At 36.6% G+C, this 24,793-nt stretch carries 15 protein-coding genes; 10 read left to right on the forward strand and 5 right to left on the reverse strand.

Features of this window, described 5'->3' with window-relative positions; all coding sequences use genetic code 11:
* Positions 1–63: 63 nt before the first annotated feature.
* Complete coding sequence (locus ESZ48_RS17985; protein ID WP_129018888.1) at positions 64–1,263, reverse strand: sensor histidine kinase; 1,200 nt, start codon at positions 1,261–1,263, stop codon at positions 64–66.
* A gap of 438 nt (positions 1,264–1,701) precedes the next feature.
* Between ESZ48_RS17985 and ESZ48_RS17990 the strand changes: the two genes are divergently transcribed.
* Together ESZ48_RS17990 and ESZ48_RS17995 are read left to right on the forward strand one after the other, a co-directional pair.
* Positions 1,702–2,262: a helix-turn-helix domain-containing protein gene (locus tag ESZ48_RS17990; protein ID WP_129018889.1), complete on the forward strand. Its 561-nt coding sequence runs from the start codon at positions 1,702–1,704 to the stop codon at positions 2,260–2,262.
* Positions 2,263–2,358: 96 nt separating this feature from the next.
* Positions 2,359–2,604 carry a hypothetical protein gene (locus tag ESZ48_RS17995; RefSeq protein ID WP_129018890.1) on the forward strand — a complete coding sequence of 82 codons (246 nt, stop codon included), beginning with the start codon at positions 2,359–2,361 and terminating at the stop codon, positions 2,602–2,604.
* 173 nt (positions 2,605–2,777) lie between these two features.
* Here the strand turns inward: ESZ48_RS17995 and ESZ48_RS18000 are convergent, their stop codons facing one another.
* From ESZ48_RS18000 to ESZ48_RS18010, 3 genes are all read right to left on the reverse strand, one after another.
* Positions 2,778–3,164 carry a response regulator gene (locus ESZ48_RS18000; RefSeq protein WP_129018891.1) on the reverse strand — a complete coding sequence of 129 codons (387 nt, stop codon included), beginning with the start codon at positions 3,162–3,164 and terminating at the stop codon, positions 2,778–2,780.
* 6 nt (positions 3,165–3,170) lie between these two features.
* Positions 3,171–6,596, reverse strand: a complete 3,426-nt coding sequence (locus tag ESZ48_RS18005) for a CheR family methyltransferase (RefSeq protein ID WP_129018892.1) — start codon at positions 6,594–6,596, stop codon at positions 3,171–3,173.
* Positions 6,597–6,989: 393 nt separating this feature from the next.
* The gene (locus tag ESZ48_RS18010; RefSeq protein WP_129018893.1) at positions 6,990–7,409 is read right to left on the reverse strand and encodes a response regulator; all 420 of its coding nucleotides are present in this window, start codon (positions 7,407–7,409) and stop codon (positions 6,990–6,992) included.
* Between the two features lie 1,060 nt (positions 7,410–8,469).
* Here ESZ48_RS18010 and ESZ48_RS18015 point away from each other — a divergent pair.
* From ESZ48_RS18015 to ESZ48_RS18030, 4 genes are all read left to right on the forward strand, one after another.
* Positions 8,470–9,186, forward strand: a complete 717-nt coding sequence (locus ESZ48_RS18015; protein WP_129018894.1) for a hypothetical protein — start codon at positions 8,470–8,472, stop codon at positions 9,184–9,186.
* Between the two features lie 401 nt (positions 9,187–9,587).
* Positions 9,588–10,718, forward strand: coding sequence for a S41 family peptidase (locus ESZ48_RS18020; protein ID WP_129018895.1), 1,131 nt, complete (start codon positions 9,588–9,590; stop codon positions 10,716–10,718).
* Positions 10,719–11,207: 489 nt separating this feature from the next.
* Entirely contained in the window at positions 11,208–12,794 is a 1,587-nt protein-coding gene (locus ESZ48_RS18025) for a T9SS type A sorting domain-containing protein (RefSeq protein ID WP_129018896.1), read from the forward strand.
* A 112-nt stretch (positions 12,795–12,906) separates the two neighbouring features.
* Positions 12,907–14,388 carry a hypothetical protein gene (locus ESZ48_RS18030; protein ID WP_129018897.1) on the forward strand — a complete coding sequence of 494 codons (1,482 nt, stop codon included), beginning with the start codon at positions 12,907–12,909 and terminating at the stop codon, positions 14,386–14,388.
* Positions 14,389–14,566: 178 nt separating this feature from the next.
* Here the strand turns inward: ESZ48_RS18030 and ESZ48_RS18035 are convergent, their stop codons facing one another.
* Positions 14,567–16,045, reverse strand: coding sequence for a helix-turn-helix domain-containing protein (locus ESZ48_RS18035; protein ID WP_129018898.1), 1,479 nt, complete (start codon positions 16,043–16,045; stop codon positions 14,567–14,569).
* 121 nt (positions 16,046–16,166) lie between these two features.
* Between ESZ48_RS18035 and aceB the strand changes: the two genes are divergently transcribed.
* The 4 genes from aceB (at position 16,167) to ESZ48_RS18055 (ending at position 24,787) form a co-directional block, all read left to right on the forward strand.
* A complete protein-coding gene (aceB, locus tag ESZ48_RS18040; protein ID WP_129018899.1) occupies positions 16,167–17,765 on the forward strand; it encodes a malate synthase A in 1,599 nt (532 codons plus the stop codon).
* 73 nt (positions 17,766–17,838) lie between these two features.
* Entirely contained in the window at positions 17,839–19,464 is a 1,626-nt protein-coding gene (locus tag ESZ48_RS18045) for an isocitrate lyase (protein ID WP_129018900.1), read from the forward strand.
* Between the two features lie 214 nt (positions 19,465–19,678).
* Entirely contained in the window at positions 19,679–20,854 is a 1,176-nt protein-coding gene (locus ESZ48_RS18050) for a pyridoxal-phosphate-dependent aminotransferase family protein (protein WP_129018901.1), read from the forward strand.
* Positions 20,855–21,631: 777 nt separating this feature from the next.
* Positions 21,632–24,787: a SusC/RagA family TonB-linked outer membrane protein gene (locus tag ESZ48_RS18055; RefSeq protein WP_129018902.1), complete on the forward strand. Its 3,156-nt coding sequence runs from the start codon at positions 21,632–21,634 to the stop codon at positions 24,785–24,787.
* The last annotated feature ends 6 nt before the right edge of the window (positions 24,788–24,793 follow it).

Raw genomic sequence — 24,793 nt, forward strand, 5'->3', positions numbered from 1 at the left:
TGATTTTACTGAAATGAGTGTATCGTTACATTTTTATGAAGAGTTATTGCGCATTAAAAAAAATTATGGATGAAACACTACTATAAATTCTGTTCCTTTATTTACTTCACTCTTCACGCTGATTGATCCACCTAATTTTTCCACTTGCATTTTCACCATATAAAGTCCCATTCCTTTCCCTTCCGCATGGTTGGTATGAAAGCGTTTGTATAATCCGAACATGTCAACACCACTTTTATTAAGATCTACCCCCAACCCATTATCTCTAAAGGTGAGAATCGTTTTTTCTTTGACCAATTCACTTTTAACAGTAATTTCCAAAGGCACGTCCGGCCTCCTGTATTTGATACTGTTTGAAATGAGGTTATAGAAAATGCTATACATATAACTTTTAATCGTGAACATTTCATCTACTTCACTGAAATCTATTTTAAAGTTTACCTGTTCTTTTTCTAGAATATTTGCGATGCTATCTTGAATATCTCTGACAATTTTTGAGAAAAATAGGTGCTCCTTTTTATCGTTTAATTGTCTTCCCAAACTTAAGATGACATTCAAATCAATAATTACCTCATCTAATCTTTCCGCAGAGGTAGATAACGCATTCATGATAAATTCTCTTTCGTCTTCTTTGAGATCGTTATCATTAAGCAATGCAATCAAACTAATAATATTTCCAACTGGTGATCTCAAGTCATGAGAAATAATATCAGAAAACTGTTCATGATCTTTATTACGCTGGACTAAATCTGCCGTAATTTTTTCTTTAATGGCTACCTCTTTCTTTTGTTTTGTAACATCTCTAAAAACAAGTACCACCCCCATGATATTTCCTTTTAAATCAAGAATAGGTGCACAACTGTCGTTAATAGAATATTCTTTTTTCTGATTGCGCGAAATCAATATTGTATCTGGGTCTAATTCTAAAGATTCACCAGTTTTAAGAACTTTTTTCACCAGGTTATCACCTTCTTCCCTGGAAATGCTATCGACGATGCGAAACACCTCAGATATTGGTTTGTTTTCCGCATCTTCAAATTTCCATCCAGTCAGTTTCTCTGCGACGGTGTTCATAAGTATAATATTTCCCTTCGTATCTGTTGCAATTACCCCATCACCAATACTCTGAAGTATAACTGATTGTCGTTCCTTATTAAATTGCAATGCATTACTAATAAGTTTTGGCATTACATTCTTGTCCATTAAAATAGTTTCATGGTCTTCATTACTCGGCTTTCTATTTGAAAATTTTTCACGGTTCATGACAAAAAAATAATTTAAAGTTCTACACAAGAATTCCTATAAAAAAACTATACTGCAAAGATTAACCGTTTATCGAAGAAATGTATTACACAAATTGGTTAATAAGTTGTATATATTTCGTAAATTCCTTGAATAACATTTTATATTCCTCTTTAATTGAATAGAATAAAACTATAGATTTTTAAAAATTTAATTAAAGAGTATTCAGATTTTGCTTTTCTATTATCAACTATTATATTAGATATGTCATGCCGCATGAAAGGAGATACTAAAAAGCTAATGGTCAGTTCTGCTTTTTTTCATGGTAATTGCAATAACTGCCACTCATAACGGTACATCAACACGCCAAATGAACTAAAATGGTTGTACAAATATTTTCTTTTATTATAATATTGATGGGTTGTAAAAGTAGTATCAGCCCTTACTAATTCTACATAAATGAAGTTATACATTAAATACATGGTGAGCTTAAGATGCAAGCTTATGGTAAAGTACGAATTGGAAAAACTAGGTGTCAATTATTCTCATATCGATCTTGGTGTTATCGAACTCAAAGAAAGAATTACTGATGAAGTGAAACAACAACTAAAAGTTAATTTAGCGGTGTCTGGTCTGGAATTATTGGACGACAAAAAAAGCATTCTCGTAGATAAAATAAAAAATCTGATTATTGTGATGGTTCATTTTTCTGATGAAGTACCTAAAGTCAATTATTCGGATTATATAAGCGACATGCTGGGTTATGATTATAAATATCTTTCAGTTTTGTTTTCTGAAGTTCAGGGTGTTACAATACAACAGTTTATCATCAATCATAAAATAGAAAGAGCCAAAGAGTTAATTCTATATGATGAATTGAACCTTACAGAAATATCTCATATACTACATTATAGTAGCGTGGCTCACTTATCCAGCCAGTTTAAAAAAGTCACAGGCCATACGCCTACTTATTATAAGTTGATTGGTGAAAAGAGAAAAGTTAATCTCGAGAACCTGTAACACTTGTAATTTTTAATTCCTCTTTTGTAACCTATAACAAATGGAATCTCTGATATTTATAGGAATGCAATTAAGCATTGGACAACACCTTTTAAAATGGCAATAAAAAATAAATTAAATGAGAGAAGCACAACGGAATCTTTCAAGATAAAAGATGATTGGGACAAACAGGCAAGTGCACTAAGAACTAAATATCCCACACTTTCCAGCGAAGATGTGAAATTTGAAATAGGTAAAGAAGAAGAGCTCTTTAAAAGAATAGAAACCCGATTGGGCAAAACCCCAGATCAAGTGATTGGTATTTTGAAAAACGTTTATAAAGACGTTATTGAAACAGCATGATTTATTTAAAATATATCGGAGTTAAAAAGGACCGCATCATAAAATGCGGTCCTTTTTTATGCGCAATTAAAATAAGTGAAGTCTATAAGTAACACGAACCTTTTGGAACTTACAATTCATAATTATCCATGTTTTCAGGAATTTGCTTAATTTGAAAATCAGAAAAGATGTTTTTACAAATCTTTTACCACTTCAAGAATTTGAGCAGAAAGTTTAGATATATCCGTTGGTTTATTGAGATAACTCGATGCGCCAAGAGTTCGAAATTCCTTAATGGTTTCTTTCGAAAAATAAGTGGAATACATGATGACAGGAATATGTTTGAGACTCGCATCTTTTTTTAATTGCTTTAAACAGTCACGACCATCTAAACGCGGCATGTTGATGTCAAGAAAAATATAGTGTGGTAATTGTACTGCTGTTCTTAAAATCTCAATGCCCTCTTCACAACCCTCGGCCTCTATACATGCTATAGAACCAAGTATTTTCGTTAAGCCCTCTTTAAAGAAAAACCGATCATCGGCATCATCATCAATAATCATAAAATAAGTGGTATCCATAATCTGTTACTGATTTGGTTTTTTCGATTGCTTAAAGGGAAGGATGACATGAAATGATGCCCCTTTATTTTCTTCGCCAATAGCAAAGGTGACTCCTTGGTGGTTTTTTATGATTTTTTTTGTAAGCGCTAGTCCAATGCCAGTACCGGCAAAATTTTCATTATTGTGAAGTTTTTGGAATATGGTAAAAATTTTCTTAACATATTTTTGATCAAAGCCAATGCCATTGTCCTTTACAATAATTTCCGCATAAGATAGTAATGGATTCAAACTTGGATATTTCTTAATTTGTTTTTCTGTGAGCGTGCGCGCTGTAATTGTGATAACTGAAGGTACATCGGCTCTTGAAAATTTAAGTGCGTTGCCAATGAGGTTGTAAAAAAGCTGAGTCATTTGCAACGGGATGGCATCGATGGTTGGGAGATCATCACATGTTATTTTGGCTTTCCTTTCATTAATTAGCAGTTCAAAATCGGTTAAAACATTTTTTACAGTTTCATTCAAGTCTGTTTTCACGTGTACTTTCTCGTGTTCAAGCAAGCTCGAATAATTGAGTAAATCACGGATAAGCGTTGTCATTCGAGAAGATGCATTTTCGATTTTGTCGAGATAAGATTGTGCTTCTAAGCTCAATTCCTCTTTATGATAGTTCTGTAACAACTTGGAAAAGGTTAAGATTTTCCGAAGTGGTTCCTGTAAATCATGGCTGGCAATATGTGCAAACTGGTCTAACTGCGTATTGGTTTGCTTTAATTCTTCGTTTGATTTTTTAAGATCAGCGGTTCGTTTTTTTACTTTAGTTTCTAATTCTTCAGCAAAGGTCTTAAGTTTTTGTTCTGCTAATCTTCTCTCCGTAACGTCTTCAATAGCCAGCAATATTAATTGCTCTGATGTTTTTTCATTCTTAATCTGTCGAGCGTTCATCAACAGGTTACGATTACCCAATTCAGGAAGGTTAAGGATGATTTCAAAATCATCAATATGATTTTTTTGAGACAGAACCTTTACAAGCATAGAGCGAAGTTTAAAATCATCAAACTGATGGTGCTGAATTTCATAAAACCACTTATTTTCTGTCTCCGATTCATCCACTTTAAATTTTTTATAAAAGGCAGCATTCGCGGTTTTAATATTTAGATTTTTATCCAGAACAATTAGGGGATGGCGCATCGTGCTAACGATACTGTCTGAATAAATCCTGGCAGCACTCAGTTGCTCTTGCTTCTCATACAACTCATGGTTTACGATGATTAACTCTTCATTTGTAGATTGCAGTTCCTCTTTGGATGTTTCCATTTCCTCATTCAAACTTTGCATCTCCTCATTGCTACTCTGTAATTCTTCATTAGCACTTTGTAGTTCCTCATTAGCAGCTTCCATCTCTTCGGTGATGGAGCGCATATCTTCACGATTGAAAGCCAATTCCTTTTCTAGTTGCTCAATTCGCTTTGCTGCTTCGGCTGCTTTAGTTTTTCCTATTGAAGATAACTTTTCTTCTTTTTCATTGGGAATTGCTATTTTCTCAAAACGGATGAGGTAATGCCGTTCAACGGTATCCGTAATGGGAATAATTTCTATCGTAACCGAAAACTGTTTTCCTTTAGCATCTTCCTCAGTCTGAGAATTTCTGCCCATCGGAATATTCTCTTTGATTACTGCCGCCTGATTCTTGGAAGCTTTGTGAATGGCGTTTCGCAATTCAAAACCTAAACCTTCGCGGGCCATTAACAAAAGGTTATGCGTGGGTTTTCCCTGTGGTGACTGAAGAAAATCTGTGACATCTCCGTGGATGTGCACAATATCCATTTGTTCATTAACCACAACACTTGCAGGTGATTTGGAAATCATTATGGCCTCCGCACTTTTGCGAAAATCTGTTTGTGTGGCCTCCGGTTTGATTATGGATTTAAATTTCCTTTTTGATGCTTTTTCCTTTAATTCTGTGGCAATATGCCTAAAACGACCTTTAACTGGCTTACGCGAATAAATTTTCTCTTTCTTGGCCACTGATGCAAATAAATCGGAAGATGCCCCTATGGATTCAGATTTACCCAGAAACAGAAATCCATTTTCTTTAAGTGCGTAATGAAATGTGCCGAATGCTTTCTGTTGTAAAAAAGAATCCATGTATATAAGTACATTACGGCAACTGATTAAATCCATTTTTGCAAATGGAGGATCTTTTAAAAAATTGTGAGTTGCAAACACGCACATATCACGTATGAGTTTGTTTACTTCATATCCGCCATTTATTTTCGTAAAATAATTTTCTATATGTGCTGCAGCAACCGTTTCTATTTCAGCCCTAGTGTAGATTCCTGAACGGGCTTTCTTAATTGCTTTTTCAGAAATATCGGAGGCGAAGATTTGAATTTTTGGCTGCTCGCGATCTTTATCCGGATTCGCTTTCAAAAACTCCTGTAGGCAGATGGCAATCGAATAGGCTTCTTCGCCTGTGGAGCACCCCGCAACCCATAAACGAATGAGTCCATCTGGATTTTTATTTTTAAGTATGGATGGCAAAACTTTTTCCGACAAGGTTTCAAAAGCTTTTGGGTCTCTAAAAAACGATGTTACCGGAATAAGCATATCCTGAAAAAGTGCATCCTGTTCGGCGTCATCAGTGCGCAAAAATTCTAGATAATTAGTAAGATTTTTCTTTTTTACAATGGCAATTCGTCGCGCCAAACGCCTGCGTAAAGTAGGCTCTTTGTAATGGGTAAAGTCTACGCCACAGCGCTGTCGAAGCACCGAAAGAATCTGTTTGAAAACTGACCCATCATCTTTGGCATCTGGATCTTCCTTCTCTTTTACCTTAATTTTTTTTTCTGTACTGTTTATTTGCAAAAGATGTTCGGGAATCTCCTCGGGAGCTAAAATAAAATCAACCACTCCAGCGTTGATGGCATTTTCTGGCATCCCATCATAAGCTGCCGATTCCATGTCTTGCGCAATGCTAATTCCGCCATATTCTTTGATGGATTTCAAGCCCTTAGTTCCATCTTTACCGGTTCCAGATAAAATCACACCAACTGCAAATTCTTTATGAACTTCAGCAAGTGAGGTAAAGAAAATATCGATGGACAAATTTAGAATCTTATTATCTCGTGGCGTGAGTTGCAACACACCATTTGTTGAGGTTAAAATTTTATTGGACGGAATGGTGTAAATATGGTCGGGCGCAAGATGGATGTCTTCAGTAATTTCATGCACAGGGATTTTTGTGACGCGTTGTAAGATTTCTGGCAACATACTTTCGTGCTCTGGATCAAGATGCTGCACCAACACATACGCCATTCCAGAACTTTCTGGTATCGCTGCAAGTAACTTCTTGAAGGCCTCAAGACCTCCAGCACTCGCGCCAATACCTATAACGGGAAAGTTCTGCAAGGTGGCAGGGGGTTGCTTCTTTATTTTCTTTTCTGTTGCCATTAATGTAAATGATTTTTAAATTATTTTTGCCCGTACTCTCAATCTTACGTATTAAACACGTAAATTTTATATTCGAGAATTTGGATTATAGTTTTATATGCTCTCATTGGATTTCGGTAATTATAAATTCAATTATGATTAGGCAAGCTTTGGAACAGAAACAAATTGGCGCTGTTTAGTTCTTTTCTGTTCGGTACAATGCTGTACCTCCTTCGGAGCAGGCAATAGGTAAAATTAAAGTCCATGCCCTTCACGAAAACTTTAAAACCTAGCCATGCTATTGTGTTTTCTTATCACAAAGCAATAACAAAAAGTATTTAATGATTCTAACCTTTGGAGGTATTAATACGGAACTTAGTGTGGCTAAAAAGTGTTCGCAACAATTGGGTCTGACTAGTCTTGTCCTACTTTTTCCATTGCTTTTACTAATTCTTCGGGCAATGGATAAATATCGGATAATTTGGTAAGAAAATAGTCAGCTCCAAGCTCTTTGGATATTTCTTTATCTACTTTATAATCTGAGGTGCTGTAAATAATAACTGGAATATTTTTTAAGGCATTATCTTTTTTTAACTCTATGAGACATTCCTTGCCATCCATCTTCGGCATATTCAAATCGAGAAAAATAAAATCAGGCAGCTCCGATCCCTTTCTCAATTGTTCAAGTGCATCCACACCGTTCTCGGCTTCAACACATTTAAAAGATGGATTGTATTTACGTATGGCGCTTGAGAAAAAAAAACGGTCCTCTTTATCATCATCCACAATCATTAGCAGTTTTCTATTTGAAAGGTCGTTTTTCTTAGATACCATTTAATTTAAATTTAAAATGTTTTATGTAAATTTAACCCATATAATTTGAGATGTATTACATTTTTTAGAAATATGTTATATAATCATCTTGTAGATTGGTTATGCAAAATCTTAGAAATCACTCCAAATCATCTTATTGCTACATTTTTTCAAATTGAACTAAGTTTAGAATAGTTGGTGCTTCTCCTTTAATTCTTGGCGAGAAATTTTTAAGATAACTTGGGCGAAAAAAATAACACATTCTACTATTGAATGATCGCATTTGCCAACAAAGAAAAAGATATTTTGAAGTTAGTGTTATTCTGTACCCATCACCATAAAAAAAGCCTCTCAATTTCTTGAAAGGCTTGTTTTTGCTAGTATCGGGAACCGGACTCGAACCAATGACAAAAAGGTATAGCGTATATACTCCATAGATACTCCATGGATAGTGTATGGATAGTGAATGGATAGTGAATGGAGAATCGAAATGAGTTAAAGTAAGGTAATTGTTTTGTAATGTGTGAAAATGATAGGAACGAAAATTCATACCTACCCATAATAGATTTTAATAAATTTGATATTCCTCAACTCTTTGACTTGATCCGTTAGTAGGATATAGTCTCCGCTGTGATAAAAATGACGAGTTAACCCAACCAAGCCAAAGGAAAAATTATCGCCATTACCGGCGGATGTTATGGCGAAGTCGTTTTAATTGAAGTGGAGAGCTCAAAATGCATTGGTCTTCAGGGTATTTTTTTCGACTCAGATAAAGAAGACAATCCTATAACTTACCAAAATGCCATTGCGGTGCCTTTTTTTTCGAAAATAGGAATTTCATATACCGTTTTACAGGTCATCGGAACGGAACTGCACTTTAAATATCGCGAACTAACCCAGAAATAACGCAAACAATCTTTACTCTTTCATTCAGATCCTACACTATTATGCAATACAAATATTGCTCCCCCACCGGTCAATCCTTTTAGTATTACGAAAGTTCTCAACTATTAAAAGAACTATATTTACATTATTATGTGCCACTAATTCCATTTGTACATCCAGCTGCCAATTTAATTCTATGAAAAAAACGATGACACTCGTATGCGCCATTTTATTTGTTAGTGCAAGCCATTCCCAACAGCAAGAAAAAATAAACTATTTAAAAACGTTTGCCAAAGCCTATGGCTATGTAAAATATTTTCATCCCAGTGATGAAGCATCTGAAACAGACTGGAATAGCTTTGCAGCATTCGGGGCTCACGAGATTTTAAAATGTCAGAATCAAACAGAGGTCATAGCTACACTAAACAACCTATTCCAACCTATGGCACCAAGTGTCATATTTTCTAATACGAAGCAAAACTACGATATCAGGGCAATCACACCCAGCAACACTGAATCCTATGAACCCATTTATTGGCAACACAAGGGCGTTTCAAAAGACATGATTCACCAAGATCAACGCTACAGCAGCATTAGAGTTAATAGTTACAATGAAATTGATGAATCAAGAGGCTTCGGCAGTCTAACCTTATCCATAGATCCTGAAAAGTATAAAGGAAAGGAAATAAAATATACAGGTTGGGTAAAACTTAAGGAGGGTTCCGAAGGTTCGGGACATTTATGGGTACGTGTGGACAAGTCTGACAAAACAGTTGGCTTCTTTGAAAATATGCTCTATAATCCCATTACAAGCACTGAATGGAACGAATATGAAATTATTGGGGAAATAGATGATCTCGCATCAGAGCTTTTTATGGGAGCTCTTTTAATTGGCGACTGCACTTTGTTTTAGATGAAGTCCATCTCTATTATAAAGAGCAGAATGAATGGGTAGAGATTCCTATTAAAAACAGTGATTTTGAAGCGCAAACTATTGGGGTCAAAAACCAGGATACAAACTGGACAGGAAAAAGTATAGGCTATTCATATTCTCTTTCAAATACCGAAAACAAAGCAGCTGAAAATTGCGCCGTAATCACCTACGAAGGACAATTCAAGAAAGTAAAAGTCGAACCCCAGTACGATTCCTTTCCAAAATTTGGGGAGCTCATAGAAAAAGAAATCGGGGAGAGCATCTTTTGTCAAATTCCTATAAATCTATACGGAAACATTGAACACACCTTTCCCAAAAGTGAAACATTCCACCCCTTCCTCAGTCGTTTAAATAGTTTCAATGAGTTAAATACAACGGCCATGTACTTAGGCAATGTCATAAATACCTACAATGTGTTTCAGCATTTTTATCCTTACTTTAATGAAGTGGATATGGATTGGGATAAAGAATTGGAAACCGCTCTACACAGAAGTTTAAAGGATCAAACAGAGAAAGACCATATAATAACATTACAAAAATTTACCGCACCATTAAAAGACGGTCACATCTCTGTTCATAGGTCTAACTCTGAAGTATTTGTGCCCGCTATTAAATGGGAGTGGATTGAAGATGAATTGGTTATCACTAGGGTTAAAGATAAAAATTCAGGAATAAAAATTGGCGATGTCGTCACCAAAGTAAACAACCAATTATCAGAAAACTATTTTAAAGAAATTAATTCTCGAATTTCGGCAGGGACCACAGGGTGGTTAAATTATAGCGCGCAGAACTTGAGTTTATCAGGTGAAAAAGACGAGACACTTCTCATAGAGATTAATAATAAAAATTTCGTTTTGAATCGTGATCAAAAATTAGATCGATCCGATAATAATATTCGCATGCAAGAATATAATTATAAAGTACTGGATGAGAATATATATTATCTAAATCTCTCTACTATTAAAATGGACACTATTACTGCGCTTTTGCCACAATTACAGGAGGCAAAAGGTATTATTTGTGATTTAAGAGGTTACCCTAACGGCAACCACGACTTGATTTCACATCTCTTGAAAGAAAAAGACACCTCTAAAGCCTGGATGAGAATCCCTAAAATAATTTATCCAGATCATGAAAAAGTAGTTGGCTATGAGAATGAAGCTTGGGAAATGGGAACAAAAAAACCCTATTTAGGTCATAAAAAAATTGTCTTTATTGTCGATGGAAGATCTATAAGTTATGCCGAGAGCTATATGAGTTTCATTAAAGAATATCAATTAGCAACCATAGTGGGACAACCCACAGCAGGTACCAATGGTAATATTAATCCGTTTACGCTATTGGGGAATATCATTATTAATTGGACCGGCAGAAAAGTGGTTAAACATGATGGCTCTCAACATCATGGAATAGGCATATTACCAGATATCTATGTCAGTAAAACCATTAATGGAGTTAAATTAGAGAAAGACGAATTTTTAGACAAAGCCATAGAGGTGATTTTAAATTAGCCTACTTACAAAAAATCTGTTCGATATTCACAAGAGAGATTCTTTTCATTACAACAATAAAATGTTAAAAAATAAATTATCCGACAAAGCGGTCGTTTTTGTCGATAATAGTTATAAATTTGTAGCTTGTTAGCGTTAGTCCCCAAATTATAGTCTACCATCTCAAAAATCATCATAGTTAACCCAATAACGATTATTATCATACCTACGTATTATGAAAAAACTATACCTACTTACCCTTAATTGGGTTTCCAATCACTTCTCATTCCCTCGGACTGGTATAAAACAGGTCTAACGCCTTACACATTAGAATAATTGCCAGTATGAACACTGGTACTTACATCAACAATTTTTATTTCAACCTTCCTTGGGAAATTTAAAACCCGAACTAAAGGGTTAAAATTGAACACACTCTAACTATCACCCATTAATTGCAATTATTAGAAATTATAATGCCACTCAAACTCCTGTTTTCAAAATACTCTTACCATGAATAAAAAACTACTCTTATCATGCGCTCTTTTATTTGAGATCTGTTTTACTTCTAGTGCCCAAAGTTTAGAAAAGACCATCACAGTAAATGCTGGCACTTCAGTCTTGGTAGCATATGGAACAACCCTGAACGCTCCAAACATTGACCTAAAATCAACATCAGACAAATACGCCTGCCTCTTACTGCATGGCGAATTGGCAACCAATACTGTGGTTAACTACGACCGCTATGTCAATGTTGTTGGCACTTCTGGTGTAAATGGCGGAAATGATTTAATTTCCCTGCCCGTGAAAGAAACAGGGGACGTGACTTTTGAGGAATTCCTGAATTATAGTCCGAACGGCGAGATGGTAAAAAATTCAGACATCCTACCACATTCTCCTAAAACACCTACAACTTATGCCTTTGGTCCTTATAGTAATTCAGCTCACGTTTACGTAAACTATGATGTAAATACAAATGGGACAACCCAATTAAAAAGAGGAATTGGTTATAGAGCCGCATCAAAAAGTGGTCAGACCGTACGATTCACTGGTAAAGTATCGAGCAACACTGAAACGGTTGAGATCACTGCAAACGGCAAAAATTACTGGAACCTTATAGGGAATCCCTACCCAACATATATTGACTCGCAAGCATTTTTAAATAAAAACGGAGAATTTTTAGACCCAAACGCAACAGCAATATATGGCTACAACAGTGGCAAAGCGCCAAGTGTAGGTACCATCGGGAATTTTACTATTATTAATAATTTGACCAACAGTACTGTAAATATCGCTCCAGGCCAAGGCTTCTTCATCGCCAAAAACCGTAGCTCCTCTACCAATCAAATTTCATTTACCACAGCTATGAGAACTCTTACGGGAACAGATGATTTCATTCTTGGACGTCAACCTAGTCCACATCAAATGCTGCGAATACAGGCTGGGGACAAGACTGATAATTTTGCGACCGAAATCTACTTCCATGAAAATTCCACATTAGGTCTAGATCCAGGATATGATGCTGAAATCTTTAGTGGCACAAGTTCAAATCTCATGTTGTTTTCCCATTTAGTCGAAAATAACCTTGGTCGGAATATGGCCATCCAAAGTCTGGGATTAGCTGATTTAAATGATGTAATCATTCCGTTAGGTTTAAAAGTCGCGCAAGGAAGACAGGTGACATTCAATATTCAAAGCTCTACATTACCAGTAGAAACTCAAGTTTATTTAGAAGATAAAGCAGCCAACACCTTCACTTTATTAAACACCAACAATTACACATTTACCCCTGATGCTGCAATTTCTGGAAGTGGACGGTTTTTCTTAAGGATTGGCAACACGACGCTTTCTACCATTGATATAGACAGCAGTAGCATAAGATTGTATGTAAACGATCAGACCATTTATATAAATGGGCAACTTCTGGCGGACACGAAGATCTCAATATATGACATTCAAGGACGTTTGGTTTTGACTTCCAATTTAAACGAAGGTTCTGAAAGAAACACCATAAAGACTACAAATTTAAACAGCGGCATTTACGTGGTGAAGTTGGATAATGAAAAGCAATCCCAAACCAAGAAGGTGATCATTAAATAGTTTAATAAATCAAAATTTCACCATTAAAATATACTAAGTTCAGCAGTCCATAAACCGCTGAAGCCATGAAACCCAAATCCTCAATAAAAAAATAAATTAAAACCTAAAGGTTATGAACATTCAGAAATTTAAAATTAAAGAAATTGCCTTAGCACTTTGCCTGTTAACGGGTACAATTGCCTTATCACAAGTAGGGATTGGTACTGCAGACCCAGATCCGTCATCCTTACTGGATCTTAACTCTAATTCTCAAGGACTTTTAGCGCCGCGCATGACAACAGCAGAACGGCAGGCAATTGTGAGTCCTGCAGAAAGTTTATTGGTTTTTGATACAAATGAAAAAGCGTTTTACTTTTTTAATACAACAACAAGTTCTTGGGCAAAGCTAGGAAATGATCTGTCCGCTAAGAGAAATAATTACAAGTTGATCAAATCGGCAACAGATTTAGCCACAGAATTAATTGCCGGAGGTGGATCTAGCTATAAATTAGACCAAAAAACCTATTATGAAATTAATGGCACGATAAACCTAGCACATCCCATTGAGTTGAACGATGCGTATGTTTCTGGGTTGGACGCCAACGAAGATGTGCTCTCAGCAACTGGAACTGTATTTAAAGGAAATAAAGGGGGAACCATAAAAAATGTTACTTTAAGAGGAACTAAAGCTTTTGACATTACTGGTCCAGGCACGGCAAGCAACTCCTCTCTATTGATTCAAAATACAATTATCGAAGGAATGTCAGGCAGCGTTGGAAACATAGGAAGCTTAGGCTTGGTCTTTAGCAATATTGTTAATTTTGTTAATAACAACAATGGCATTACCTATTCTAGTATTGGTAATTTATTACTGAATAATCAAGCATGGATGGATAACAATAGTGGCACTTATGAAACATTTACTGGCACTTTCGGATTGATAGAGAAAGTCAGTGGGTTTAGCACCGTAAAAGGTTCAGCTGTAGCACTAGATGTCAGTACCCCTGGTCTGACTTTAGTGACTGGCGTTTTGCAAAGCACTGTATTTTCAGGCACTTCTAGTGCTCCATACGTTAAAGGTTATGCCCCTGAACTTACTTATCCAGGACATAATTTCAGCAATGCGTGGTCTGTTGCTGCACCTGGCATTCCAAGGGAAAGTGACGATGTGGCTATTGGGGATATTAATTTATCAGCGCTGGTTGGCAGTGGGGCAACAACCACATTTACTGGCACGGGAAAGGGAAGTAGAAAAAAAATCTCTGGGACGACCAACTCATATAATCTTTTTCGATTTACTAAGGATGGAGATAACAAAATTACCTACCGAGGGAATAAACCAAGATTCTTTCAATTAGGTGCATCAATATCTTTTCAGACCTCTAGTGATTCTTTCACTGCAATACTTTATATCGCAAAAAATGGGGAAGTAATTGAGCAAACAAAAGTATATGGTCGTGGCTCTTCCAGCATATTTACATCTTCGGATATTTTAGCCTTGCCAATAATAGGATCAGTCGAATTGAAAAAAGGTGAATATATAGAAGTTTGGGCGGAGCGTAATTCCGGCATAGGAAATATGGAGACACTTTCTCTCAACCTTACCGTAAGATAGCCTTAAAACAGCGGTAATTTTATCTGCGAGTTATAAATAAACTACTTTTATGGAGTTTATTTAGACTGAAAATAAGTCGTGTTTTTTTGATTACCCTATCGCCATTATTAAAAAAGCTTGATAAATCTACAATTTGTCAAGCTTTTATTTTTTTAGCACCTTAACGTGGTTAGCCTCTCTACGCTTGAAACTTAGCGTTCAATTCTTCCACAATATGTTCGACTTTTTTGTTTTTAGCGGCGCGCTCTAAATAAATAGCGGGCTTTTGCCTGACCTCACAATCCTGAATAGGACAGCGCTCACAGGTCACACCAACGTTTTGGGTGATAATCTTATGGTCGGAAAGGAAATTAATTTTTCTCTGTAACTGTTTATTAATGAGCAAACCAACACTAATACTCCGGTAATGGTTCTCTTTGAAAGGATCTTTGGTTGCTGAAGACAACACCAAGTACTTCATCCCATCATCAGGGTAATTGGAAATTTGAAGATCGAATTCGTGTTCCTTTTCACTTTTGCTGATATCTTCCAACATTTTTATGGACACCCAACGTCTACAATAGTGTTCACCAGCTTCATTGGCATGAGGCGAATGGTGATGGGATAAATGCAATTCTTTTTTGAGATAAAATTTATCACTCCCTGCTTTATGCGTAAATCTCAAAAAGAACAAATTCTGAAGATTAAATTCTTCAGGCAAAACATTGGTCAAACGTTGATAAAAAGATTCGGCTGACGCATTGAAGCTTTCTATCGCTTTTAAAAATAAGCCTCTGTCTAAAGTTTCTTTTACAAAAATCTCATTCAAGAGTACTTTAATTTTAGCCTTTGGGATGATGAGCGCACCAGCAAAATAAGAAGCGTAAAAATTGTTCAATACCTGATCAAATGTTTTAAACTTAATCCATGGAAACGTGTACAAACGCTCCTCTATTTCAAGGAAATTATAGGCCAGTTCCTTCGCATAAATAAACGTCCGTTGCGCCTCATCAATCTCGTTGGCCAACAAAAGTGTTTTGGTTTTTGGAACAAACACCGATCTCAAATTATCTAAAGCTTCAAACTTATTCAATTCATCTTCAACCAACGTATAGCCAAATTCTTCAACCAAGATTTCTCCCAAATCCCTAGAAGTGATGGGCAGCTTTAAATTGATTTGGTAAGCTTTGGCAAACTTTAAAACGCCCTGTTCCAAATCTTCAAAATAATTATTGTTGGCTTCTTGAAAAGAACGCACAGAGGCCAAGAAAAAACTCTCCCTACTAAAATTATAGTTTTGCGCAATTTTGATAATGGTGCTGATAAATGCATTGACTTTAGATGGTGCATTGGCAACAATATCTATTAAATCACTTTCCTTTATCCCAAAGAGGTCCAACGGAATTTCCTTAAGTATTTTAGAGCTTAGCAAATCACCAATTGGCGCCAGATTCTTATCCAACTTCAAAGACACCATTTGATCATAAGGCACATCCAATTTTTCTGCAAGTGCCATAATCTTATCAGGTTTTGGATATTTTTTTCCGTTTTCAATTTCATTTAAATAAGACTTTGACAAGCCTGAGAGTTTGGACAGGCCAAACAGTGATAAATTCTTTTCAGTCCTTATCTGCTTTAGCTTTAAGCCAAATATAATTTTGATATAATCTTCTTCCATAGAACAAATATAATGATTTTTGCGAACAAGCTAATTTGAGCGGAATAAATTATTTAGCGAACGTTCGCTTGTTTTTTAAAAATATTTATTTTATCATTGTCCTCACAAACATCTCAATACCATGGAAAACACAATTTTAAAATCAGCTATACTAAAATTCTCTAAAAACGTTGAAGATCACTACCCCGACATTCTGTCGCCAGATGCTGTTGCATTTCTCATTGCCTTGCACGAACGGTTCAATTCTGAAAGGTTAGCACTTTTAGAAAAACGTGTTCAACAGCAAACGATTTTTGATGAAGGGAAATTCCCAGAATTCTCAAGAGAAACCATGCATATCAGAAATAATGAGTTGACTGCCGGTAAGATACCACAGGATTTACAAGATAGACGTGTAGAAATTACAGGCCCAGTGGACAGAAAAATGATTATCAATGCTTTAAATTCTGGCGCCAAAACATTTATGGCAGATTTAGAGGACAGCAATGCGCCTACTTGGAAAAACACCATGGAAGGCCAACAAAACTTAAGAGATGCCAACAGAAAAACAATCTCTTTAGTGGACAAAAAGCGCAATAAGTCGTATGCACTAAATCAAGAAACCGCCGTTCTAATGGTCAGACCGAGAGGCTTGCATTTAAACGAAAGACACCTCTTAATTAATGATGAAGAAGCTTCGGGCAGTTTGGTTGATTTTGGATTGTATGTGTTTCACAATACCACTACCCTATTAAATAACCAGACAGCGCCTTATTTCTATCTGCCAAAATTAGAACATTCTCTAGAGGCCCGTTGGTGGAATGATGTTTTCACGTTTGCCCAAGACTATTTGGAAGTCCCAAAAGGAACTTTTAAAGCGACTGTTTTAATAGAAACAATCACAGCTAGTTTTCAGTTGGACGAAATTATTTACGAATTGAAAGATCATATTGTTGGCTTGAACTGTGGTCGTTGGGATTATATTTTCTCCTATATAAAAAAATTCAGAAACCATCCCAATTTTATAGTTCCAAACCGCGATCAAGTCACTATGACCACACCATTTATGGATGCCTATTCAAAGTTGGTCATCCAACGCTGTCATAAAAGAGGCATCCATGCCATAGGCGGAATGGCGGCTCAGATTCCAATTAAAAATGATGAAAAAGCCAATAGTGCCGCTTTGGAAAAAGTTAGAAAAGATAAAGAACGTGAAGTAAAAAATGGACATGATGGCACATGGGTTGCACATCCCGGACTGGTCGCCGTGGCCATGCAAGAATTTGACAAGCATATGCCCGGAGCAAACCAATTACATGTTTTAAGAAATGATGTCAACATCACAGCACAAGATCTGGTTGAACTCCCGCTAGGTACAATTTCCGAAGCTGGAGTTAGAAAAAACATCAACGTTGGTATTTTATATACCGAAGCCTGGCTAAGAGGACATGGCGCTGTGGCACTCTATAATTTAATGGAAGACGCAGCTACTGCCGAAATATCGCGGACTCAAGTCTGGCAATGGCTAAAAAACAAAGTCAAATTGGAAGATGGGAGAACCTTCGACATGGAACTCTACAAAGAACTTTTAGATAATGAAGTAGAAAAAATTATTAAGGAGTTTGGTACAGATCACATGAAAAATTCAAAATTCCAGTTGGCAATTGAGCTCTTTGACAACCTCGTGAAATCTGAAGAGTTTGAAGAGTTTTTAACATTGCCGGCATATAAATACCTATAAAAAAACAATCCTGCGATTGCGGCCACAATCAACAGGATCTCATTATTACTAATAAATAACTTATCACAAAATTATGAAAAATTTAGAACAAAGTAGTTATAGTTCTGCATTGCAAACTGTAAGAGACCTTAAAGCCAAGTATGGAGCTACTTGGAATGCCATCAACCCTGAAGGTGCCGCCCGCATGGTGGTTCAAAATCGGTTTAAAACAGGTTTGGATATCGCTAAATACACCGCTGCCATTATGAGAAAGGACATGGTAGAATATGATGCAGACCATTCAAACTACACACAATCTTTAGGTTGCTGGCATGGTTTTGTGGCACAGCAGAAAATGATCGCTGTTAAAAAGCACCATAAAACCACAAGCAAGAAATACCTCTACCTATCCGGTTGGATGGTGGCCGCTTTACGTTCTGAATTTGGGCCGTTGCCAGATCAATCCATGCATGAAAAAACCACAGTTCCTAATTTGATAAAGGAAATTTATGATTTCTTGCGTCAAGCAGATGCCATCGAGCTTAACGATTTATTTGCGAGACTTGAAAAGGGTGAAGATGTACAAGATCAAATCGATAATTTCGAAACCCACATTGTTCCTATTATAGCCGATATTGACGCTGGTTTTGGAAATGAAGAGGCGACCTATTTATTGACAAAAAAAATGATAGAAGCCGGCGCCTGTGCCATTCAAGTTGAAAATCAAGTTTCGGATGCCAAACAATGTGGGCATCAAGACGGAAAGGTAACTGTACCCCATGAGGATTTTATCGCAAAACTAAACGCGATTCGGTATGCCTTTATAGAACTGGGAATACCCGAAGGCATCATTGTGGCAAGAACAGATTCTGAAGGCGCGAGTCTTACTCAAAAGTTACCAGTGAGCAAAGTGTCGGGCGATCTGGCTTCTCAATATCTAGCCTTTGTAGATGCAGAAGAAATAACTATCGATGAGGCAAAAGATGATGATGTGATGTTGAAAAGAGACGGCAAACTTTTTCGGCCTATAAGATTAGCTAATGGTTTATATCAATTTAAAGAAGGTTCAAATATAGATCGCGTTGTTTTGGACTGTATTACTAGTTTACAAAATGGAGCCGATTTGTTGTGGATAGAAACGCCAACTCCAAACGTCAAGCAAATTGCACATATGGTAAACCGAATTAAAAAAGTAGTACCAAACGCCAAACTGGTTTATAATAATTCGCCATCTTTTAATTGGACTTTAAATTTCCGTCATCAAGCTTATGATGAAATGCTTGAGGAAGGTGAAAACATGACGGGTTATAATCGAAACAACTTAATGGATGCCGATTATGACGCTTCTGAACTTTGCTATCGTGCTGACGAGAAAATCAGGACCTTCCAAAGGGATGCTGCAAGAGACGCTGGAATTTTCCATCATTTAATCACCTTGCCAACCTACCACACCACCGCACTTCATATGAATGATTTAACTGAAGGGTATTTTGGAGATGATGCCATGTTGGCCTATGTAAGAGGGGTTCAAAGACAGGAAATCCGAAAAGGTGTTTCTTGTGTAAAACACCAACGTATGGCCGGCTCAGATCTTGGAGACAGCCACAAAACCTTTTTTGCGGGAGATAATGCCCTAAAAGCAGGCGGAGAAAAGAATACCAGCAATCAGTTTGAATTCAAAAGAAATGTTGCAAAACCAGAACTGGTAATGGACAAATAAGTCAATGTTGTTAATTGCGATAAGTGCGCTATCGCAATTAACATTGTTGTTTTCTCAAATACACGGTATTAAAAATGTAAGTGGGCTTTCAGCTACAGATTTTTGTTAATACAACTCTTCTTTAGATTTTAGGTTTCCCTTCTAGATGCCTATATTTATCGGAATGCAGATATCTAATGTTTACAGAATATAAATTTTTAAAATAAAATATTAAATGAAAGGTAGAAAGTTACTGATGATTCCTGGTCCTATAGAGTTTGAACCGGACGTCTTACAGGCAATGGGCATGGCTACGACGAGTCATGTGGCGCCAGATTTTATTGAGGTCTTTGGCAAAAGTCTTGAACTTATGAGAGAGGTGTGGAAGGCTCCAAAAGGGCAGCCTTTTATCGTGTCGGGAACTGGAACCTTGGCCATGGACATGGCAGCCTGTAATCTTATAGAAAAAGACGATGCGGTATTGGTGATCTCCACGGGATACTTTGGCAAACGTTTTAAAGATATTATGGAACGCTATGGTGCCAATACTACTATTTTAGAAGCTCCTTTAGGCGAAGCTGTTAGTCTTGAAGCTATTGAAAAAGAGCTCAGAACCAAACCTTACAAAGCGCTGACCATAACCCATGTTGATACCTCTACTGGGATATTGGTAGATCCAGAACCTATCGCAAAATTAGCCACAAAATATAATACCTTAAGTATTTTGGACGGTGTATGCTCGGTGGCCGGCGAAACTATTCTTCAAGAGAAATGGGGACTGGATGTGGTCTTAACCGGCTCTCAAAAAGCTATTGGAGTTCCTCCTGGACTTGCACTTTTAATGGTATCAGAAAAAGCAATGAAGGTTTGGAATAAAAGAAAAACCCCAGTAGCCAACTACTATTCAGATTGGCATAATTGGTTGCCCATCATGCGTGCCTATGAAGAGCGACGTCCATCATATTTTGGCACACCGCCAGTCAATTTAATTGTGGCTTTAGAAACGAGCTTGAAAATCATCTGTAAAGAAGGTATGAGTGAACGGGTAAAAAGGCATCAAGTGTTGGGGAACGCATTTAGGGCTGGAATAACCGCCTTAAATCTTGAGATTTTACCGAAAACGGATCAATTGGCAGCCAATACACTGACCGCAGCTTATTATCCAAAAGGAATTGATGGTGCAGCAATGCTATCTAAAATGGCGAAAAATAACGTGATCGTTGCGGGTGGACTTCTCCCAGATCTAAAAGCCACTTATTTCAGGGTAGGTCATATGGGATCGGTTTCAGCTAATGACCTTATTGCCGTATTAAGTGCGCTTGAACGTGCTTTATCAGAATTAGGTCATCAAATGGACGTTGGAAAATGTTTGACAGCTTTTCAGAATAAAATTTTAAGCACTAAGCTGTGAGACCTATCACTTTAACATTGATATAAGCATTGTAAATATTGATTACCAACATCAAAAAACAAAATATAATGTTTTGCTATTTAGAATATATCCGAGTAGGCAGTTAAGTTGCCGCTCCGAATGAGAAAAGCCTAATAAATCCATGATATGTTAGGCTTTCTACATATATAGCACTGTCCATCATGATCTGATGAACAATCTACAATTCTTAAATTGAAGTGACAGTGCAACACATTTTGAATTGTGGTTTCAAATTAACTCTTATTGATTTAATTTCAGACTTTCTATCGCCGCCAAAATTTCTCCAGCATTTTGTTATTGAATCATTATTCGTGGTTTTATCAGATTTTTTCTATACTTGAAAATATTTAATTAAAATAAATTTTTCATATTTGGATGCTAGTTATCCAGTGAGCTGTTCTGGACTTCATAGGGATGCCATTCCTTATTTAAGTAATATTTACAGTGTGTAACTAAAATATAATCTAGAAATAATTTTATAGGAAAAGGATTACAAATGAGCAACTTACACCGCTCCTAACCGTATTGGCAAGTTAATCATAAGAATGGATATGTGAGTTTTGTATTTAACTCTCTCAAATATTAAGCATTCTCTTCTCTGACAAAAAAAATAGAACATTAAAAGATTTGTCTGATTTACCTTCCTGACCACATTTGGATTTCAGAAAAAAAAATCTATATTTGTTAAGGTCAACCTAACGTTTTGTTAATTAAAGACTAAAATAAATGAATATTAATTAATTATTTACTTAAATTATGAAAGTAAGATTAACTGGATTTTTAACACTGTTAATGCTTTTTCTTGCGCAGATGAGTTTTGCACAAGGAAAAATAGTTACTGGAACAGTGACCGATGAACAAAAAATGCCATTGCCTGGTGTAAACGTACTCATTCAAGGCGCCTCCAAAGGAGCGGTTACAGATTTTGATGGAAAATATTCATTGGAAGTCGCTGAGGGACAAACCTTACAATTTACCAGTATGGGATTTGAAGATCAATTGATAAGAGTGGGCGCATCCAATATTATTGATGTTTCTTTAAGAGAATCAGCAACGGCTCTGGACGAAGTTTTTGTGGTAGCGTATGGAACCGCTACAAAAGAAACGTATACAGGATCGGCTTCTGTTGTAACAAGCACTGACATTCAAGACGTGCCGACAGCTTCTTTTCAAGACGCGTTAGCAGGTAAAGCTGCAGGAGTAAATGTTACCAAAGGATCAGGACAGGTAGGATCCTCAACTAGTATTCAAATTCGTGGAATTGGTTCGATGAACGCATCTACACAACCACTTTATGTAATTGATGGTGTTCCTGTTTCTTCTGGGAATTCAGGACAACTATCCGATCAAATTCAGGTTAGCAATAATATCATGAATACCTTGAATCCAAGTGACATTGCTTCTATCACCATACTAAAGGATGCAGCAGCATCTGCCTTGTATGGTTCTAGAGCTGCTAACGGTGTGGTTATGATTACGACCAAACGAGGAAAAACTGGAGAGCCACGAATTACGATTAAATCTTCAACCGGTTTTAGTCCATCTTGGGCAACCGACAATTATGAAGCTGGCAGTACTCAAGAGAACGTAGATTATTTATATCGTGTCTTCCATGATTATAATACTTCAAGTGGAAAAACTGACGCGGTCGCAAATGCAGACGCTATAAGACGTTTAAACGTAAAGTTCAATAAACATGGGTATTATTTTGAAAGTAACGGTACGGGCGTAGGAGAAAGCCTAATGATTAAAGGTATGACCGACGGGTTAGTCAATAGAGAAGGTCAATATTATGACTGGGAGAAGGCTTATTTCAGAACTGCGGTCAATCAGAGCCAAGATATTTCAGTAAGTGGTGGAGATGACAAAACAAATTATTATTCTTCTTTTTCTTATACCAAAGATGAAGGCAGAGTGAAAATTAATGGGAATGAACGAATTTCAGGAAGAGTCAATTTAGAACAGAAAATTGGGAAGTACATTGAATTTACGGCTAAAGTAAACGTTGCACAAACTGAATTAACTGGGTTCAATGATACACGAAATCTTAGCACTAACTACTATGAGCAAACAAGGAATCTCCTTTGGGGCTTATACCATCCTACGGATTATAAAACTGGAGAGCCCTGGAAGGCGCGTTTTGGAAGTTTAGCACAGAATAACGTGTATTATGATAATGAATGGGAAAACTCTTCAAGAACTTTAAGAGTGAGTGCAATAGAAGGCCTGAAAGTTAATATTCTACCGGAACTGAATGTGCAAACTCTTTTTTCTTATGACAATATTGAAACTAAAGATCACTTGTATTACAGCCGATTACATTATAATGGACAAGGGTTGGGAACAGTTGATGAAATGTCTACTAATACTAGAAGTTTAGTTTCTTCAACTACTTTAAATTATGCTAAAGATTTTGGTGCACATCATTTAGACTTTCTAGCGGGTTACGAAGTTGAAAAAAATCAAACGGATTATATACGGGCTTCTGGTAAAGACCTGCCTTCAAGTAATTTGCACACTGTGGCTACTGCAGGCGAAAAAGATGCTACCGCTTACTACTGGGGCAATAATATGATGTCTATACTTTCTCGATTGGAATATAGTTTTGATAAGAAGTATTATGTTTCTGGATCTTTCAGACGTGATGGGAGCTCAAAACTTGGTCCAGATTCACGCTGGGGTAACTTCTGGTCGGTAGGCGCTTCTTGGAATATCAGCAAAGAGGCTTTCTTAACCGATGTTGAAGCCATCAGTAATTTAAGCTTGAGAGCTTCTTATGGGGTTAACGGTACTTTGCCTCCTTCTAATTTTGGTTGGAGATCGCTTACCGGATACGGCGCACAATATATGGAGTCTGCTGGTGGGACGCTGAGTAATGTTGCTGATGAAAACTTGTCCTGGGAGACCAATTATTCAACAGACATTGCTTTGGAATTTGGACTGTTAAAAAATAGAATTTATGGAACTATCGAATATTTCACTCGGGATTCCAAGGATTTATTGCAGAGTGTACCAATTTCACGAGTCACAGGTTTTAGTTCTACCCTAAAAAATATTGGATCTATTAGAAATAAGGGCTTGGAGTTATCGTTAGGAGGTGATATTATTCGCACAAACGATGTCACTTGGAGTGCTTCCGTAAATGCATCTTTTGTTGATTCAAAAGTACTTGAGTTAAGTGAAGGAGCAGATATTATATGGGTTAATGATGGAGATGCTACAGCCCAATACATTTACCGTGAAGGCCAATCGACATTAGCTTTTTATGGTTATGAATATGCTGGGGTAGATCCTGCAAATGGTTTGAGCAGATATTATGTAAATGATAAAGATAACCCTCAAGCTGGTAGCTTTCTTCTTAATGGAAGAGGCGCTACCTATGATTTCAAAGACGCAAATTACACCATCATAGGTGACGGTGTTCCTGATGTTTTTGGAGGCTTAAGTACTCAAGTTAAATATAAAGGAGTTTCCTTAGGTTTAGATTTTATCTACAAATTGGGCGGAAAACTTTATGACGGAGCAGAAAAGGATGTCGCAGATGATGGTTATTACTGGGAGCGAATCCGTTCGCAATATGCTATTGATGACATGTGGACTGAGCAAAACCCCAATGGCAGTTTGCCAAAAGTAAGAGGAACTGACCTAACCGATGCCATTCAGAAAAGTGGAAGACATATTTATGATGCAAGTTTTCTTAGATTGAAGAATATTCGATTAAACTATGATCTACCGACCAAATTGATTAATCCAATTGGGTTTGAAAACGTAAGATTATATGTCATAGGAACAAACTTACTCACGTTCTCCAAGTATAAAAATGCAGACCCTGAAGTAAATCAATATGCAGCAAGAGGCTGGGAAACGCCTTTTATGAAGAATTACACCTTTGGTATTGAATTATCATTATAATTAATT

This window comes from Gelidibacter gilvus (assembly GCF_004115975.1).
In the GTDB taxonomy this organism is placed as follows: Bacteria; Bacteroidota; Bacteroidia; order Flavobacteriales; family Flavobacteriaceae; genus Gelidibacter; species Gelidibacter gilvus.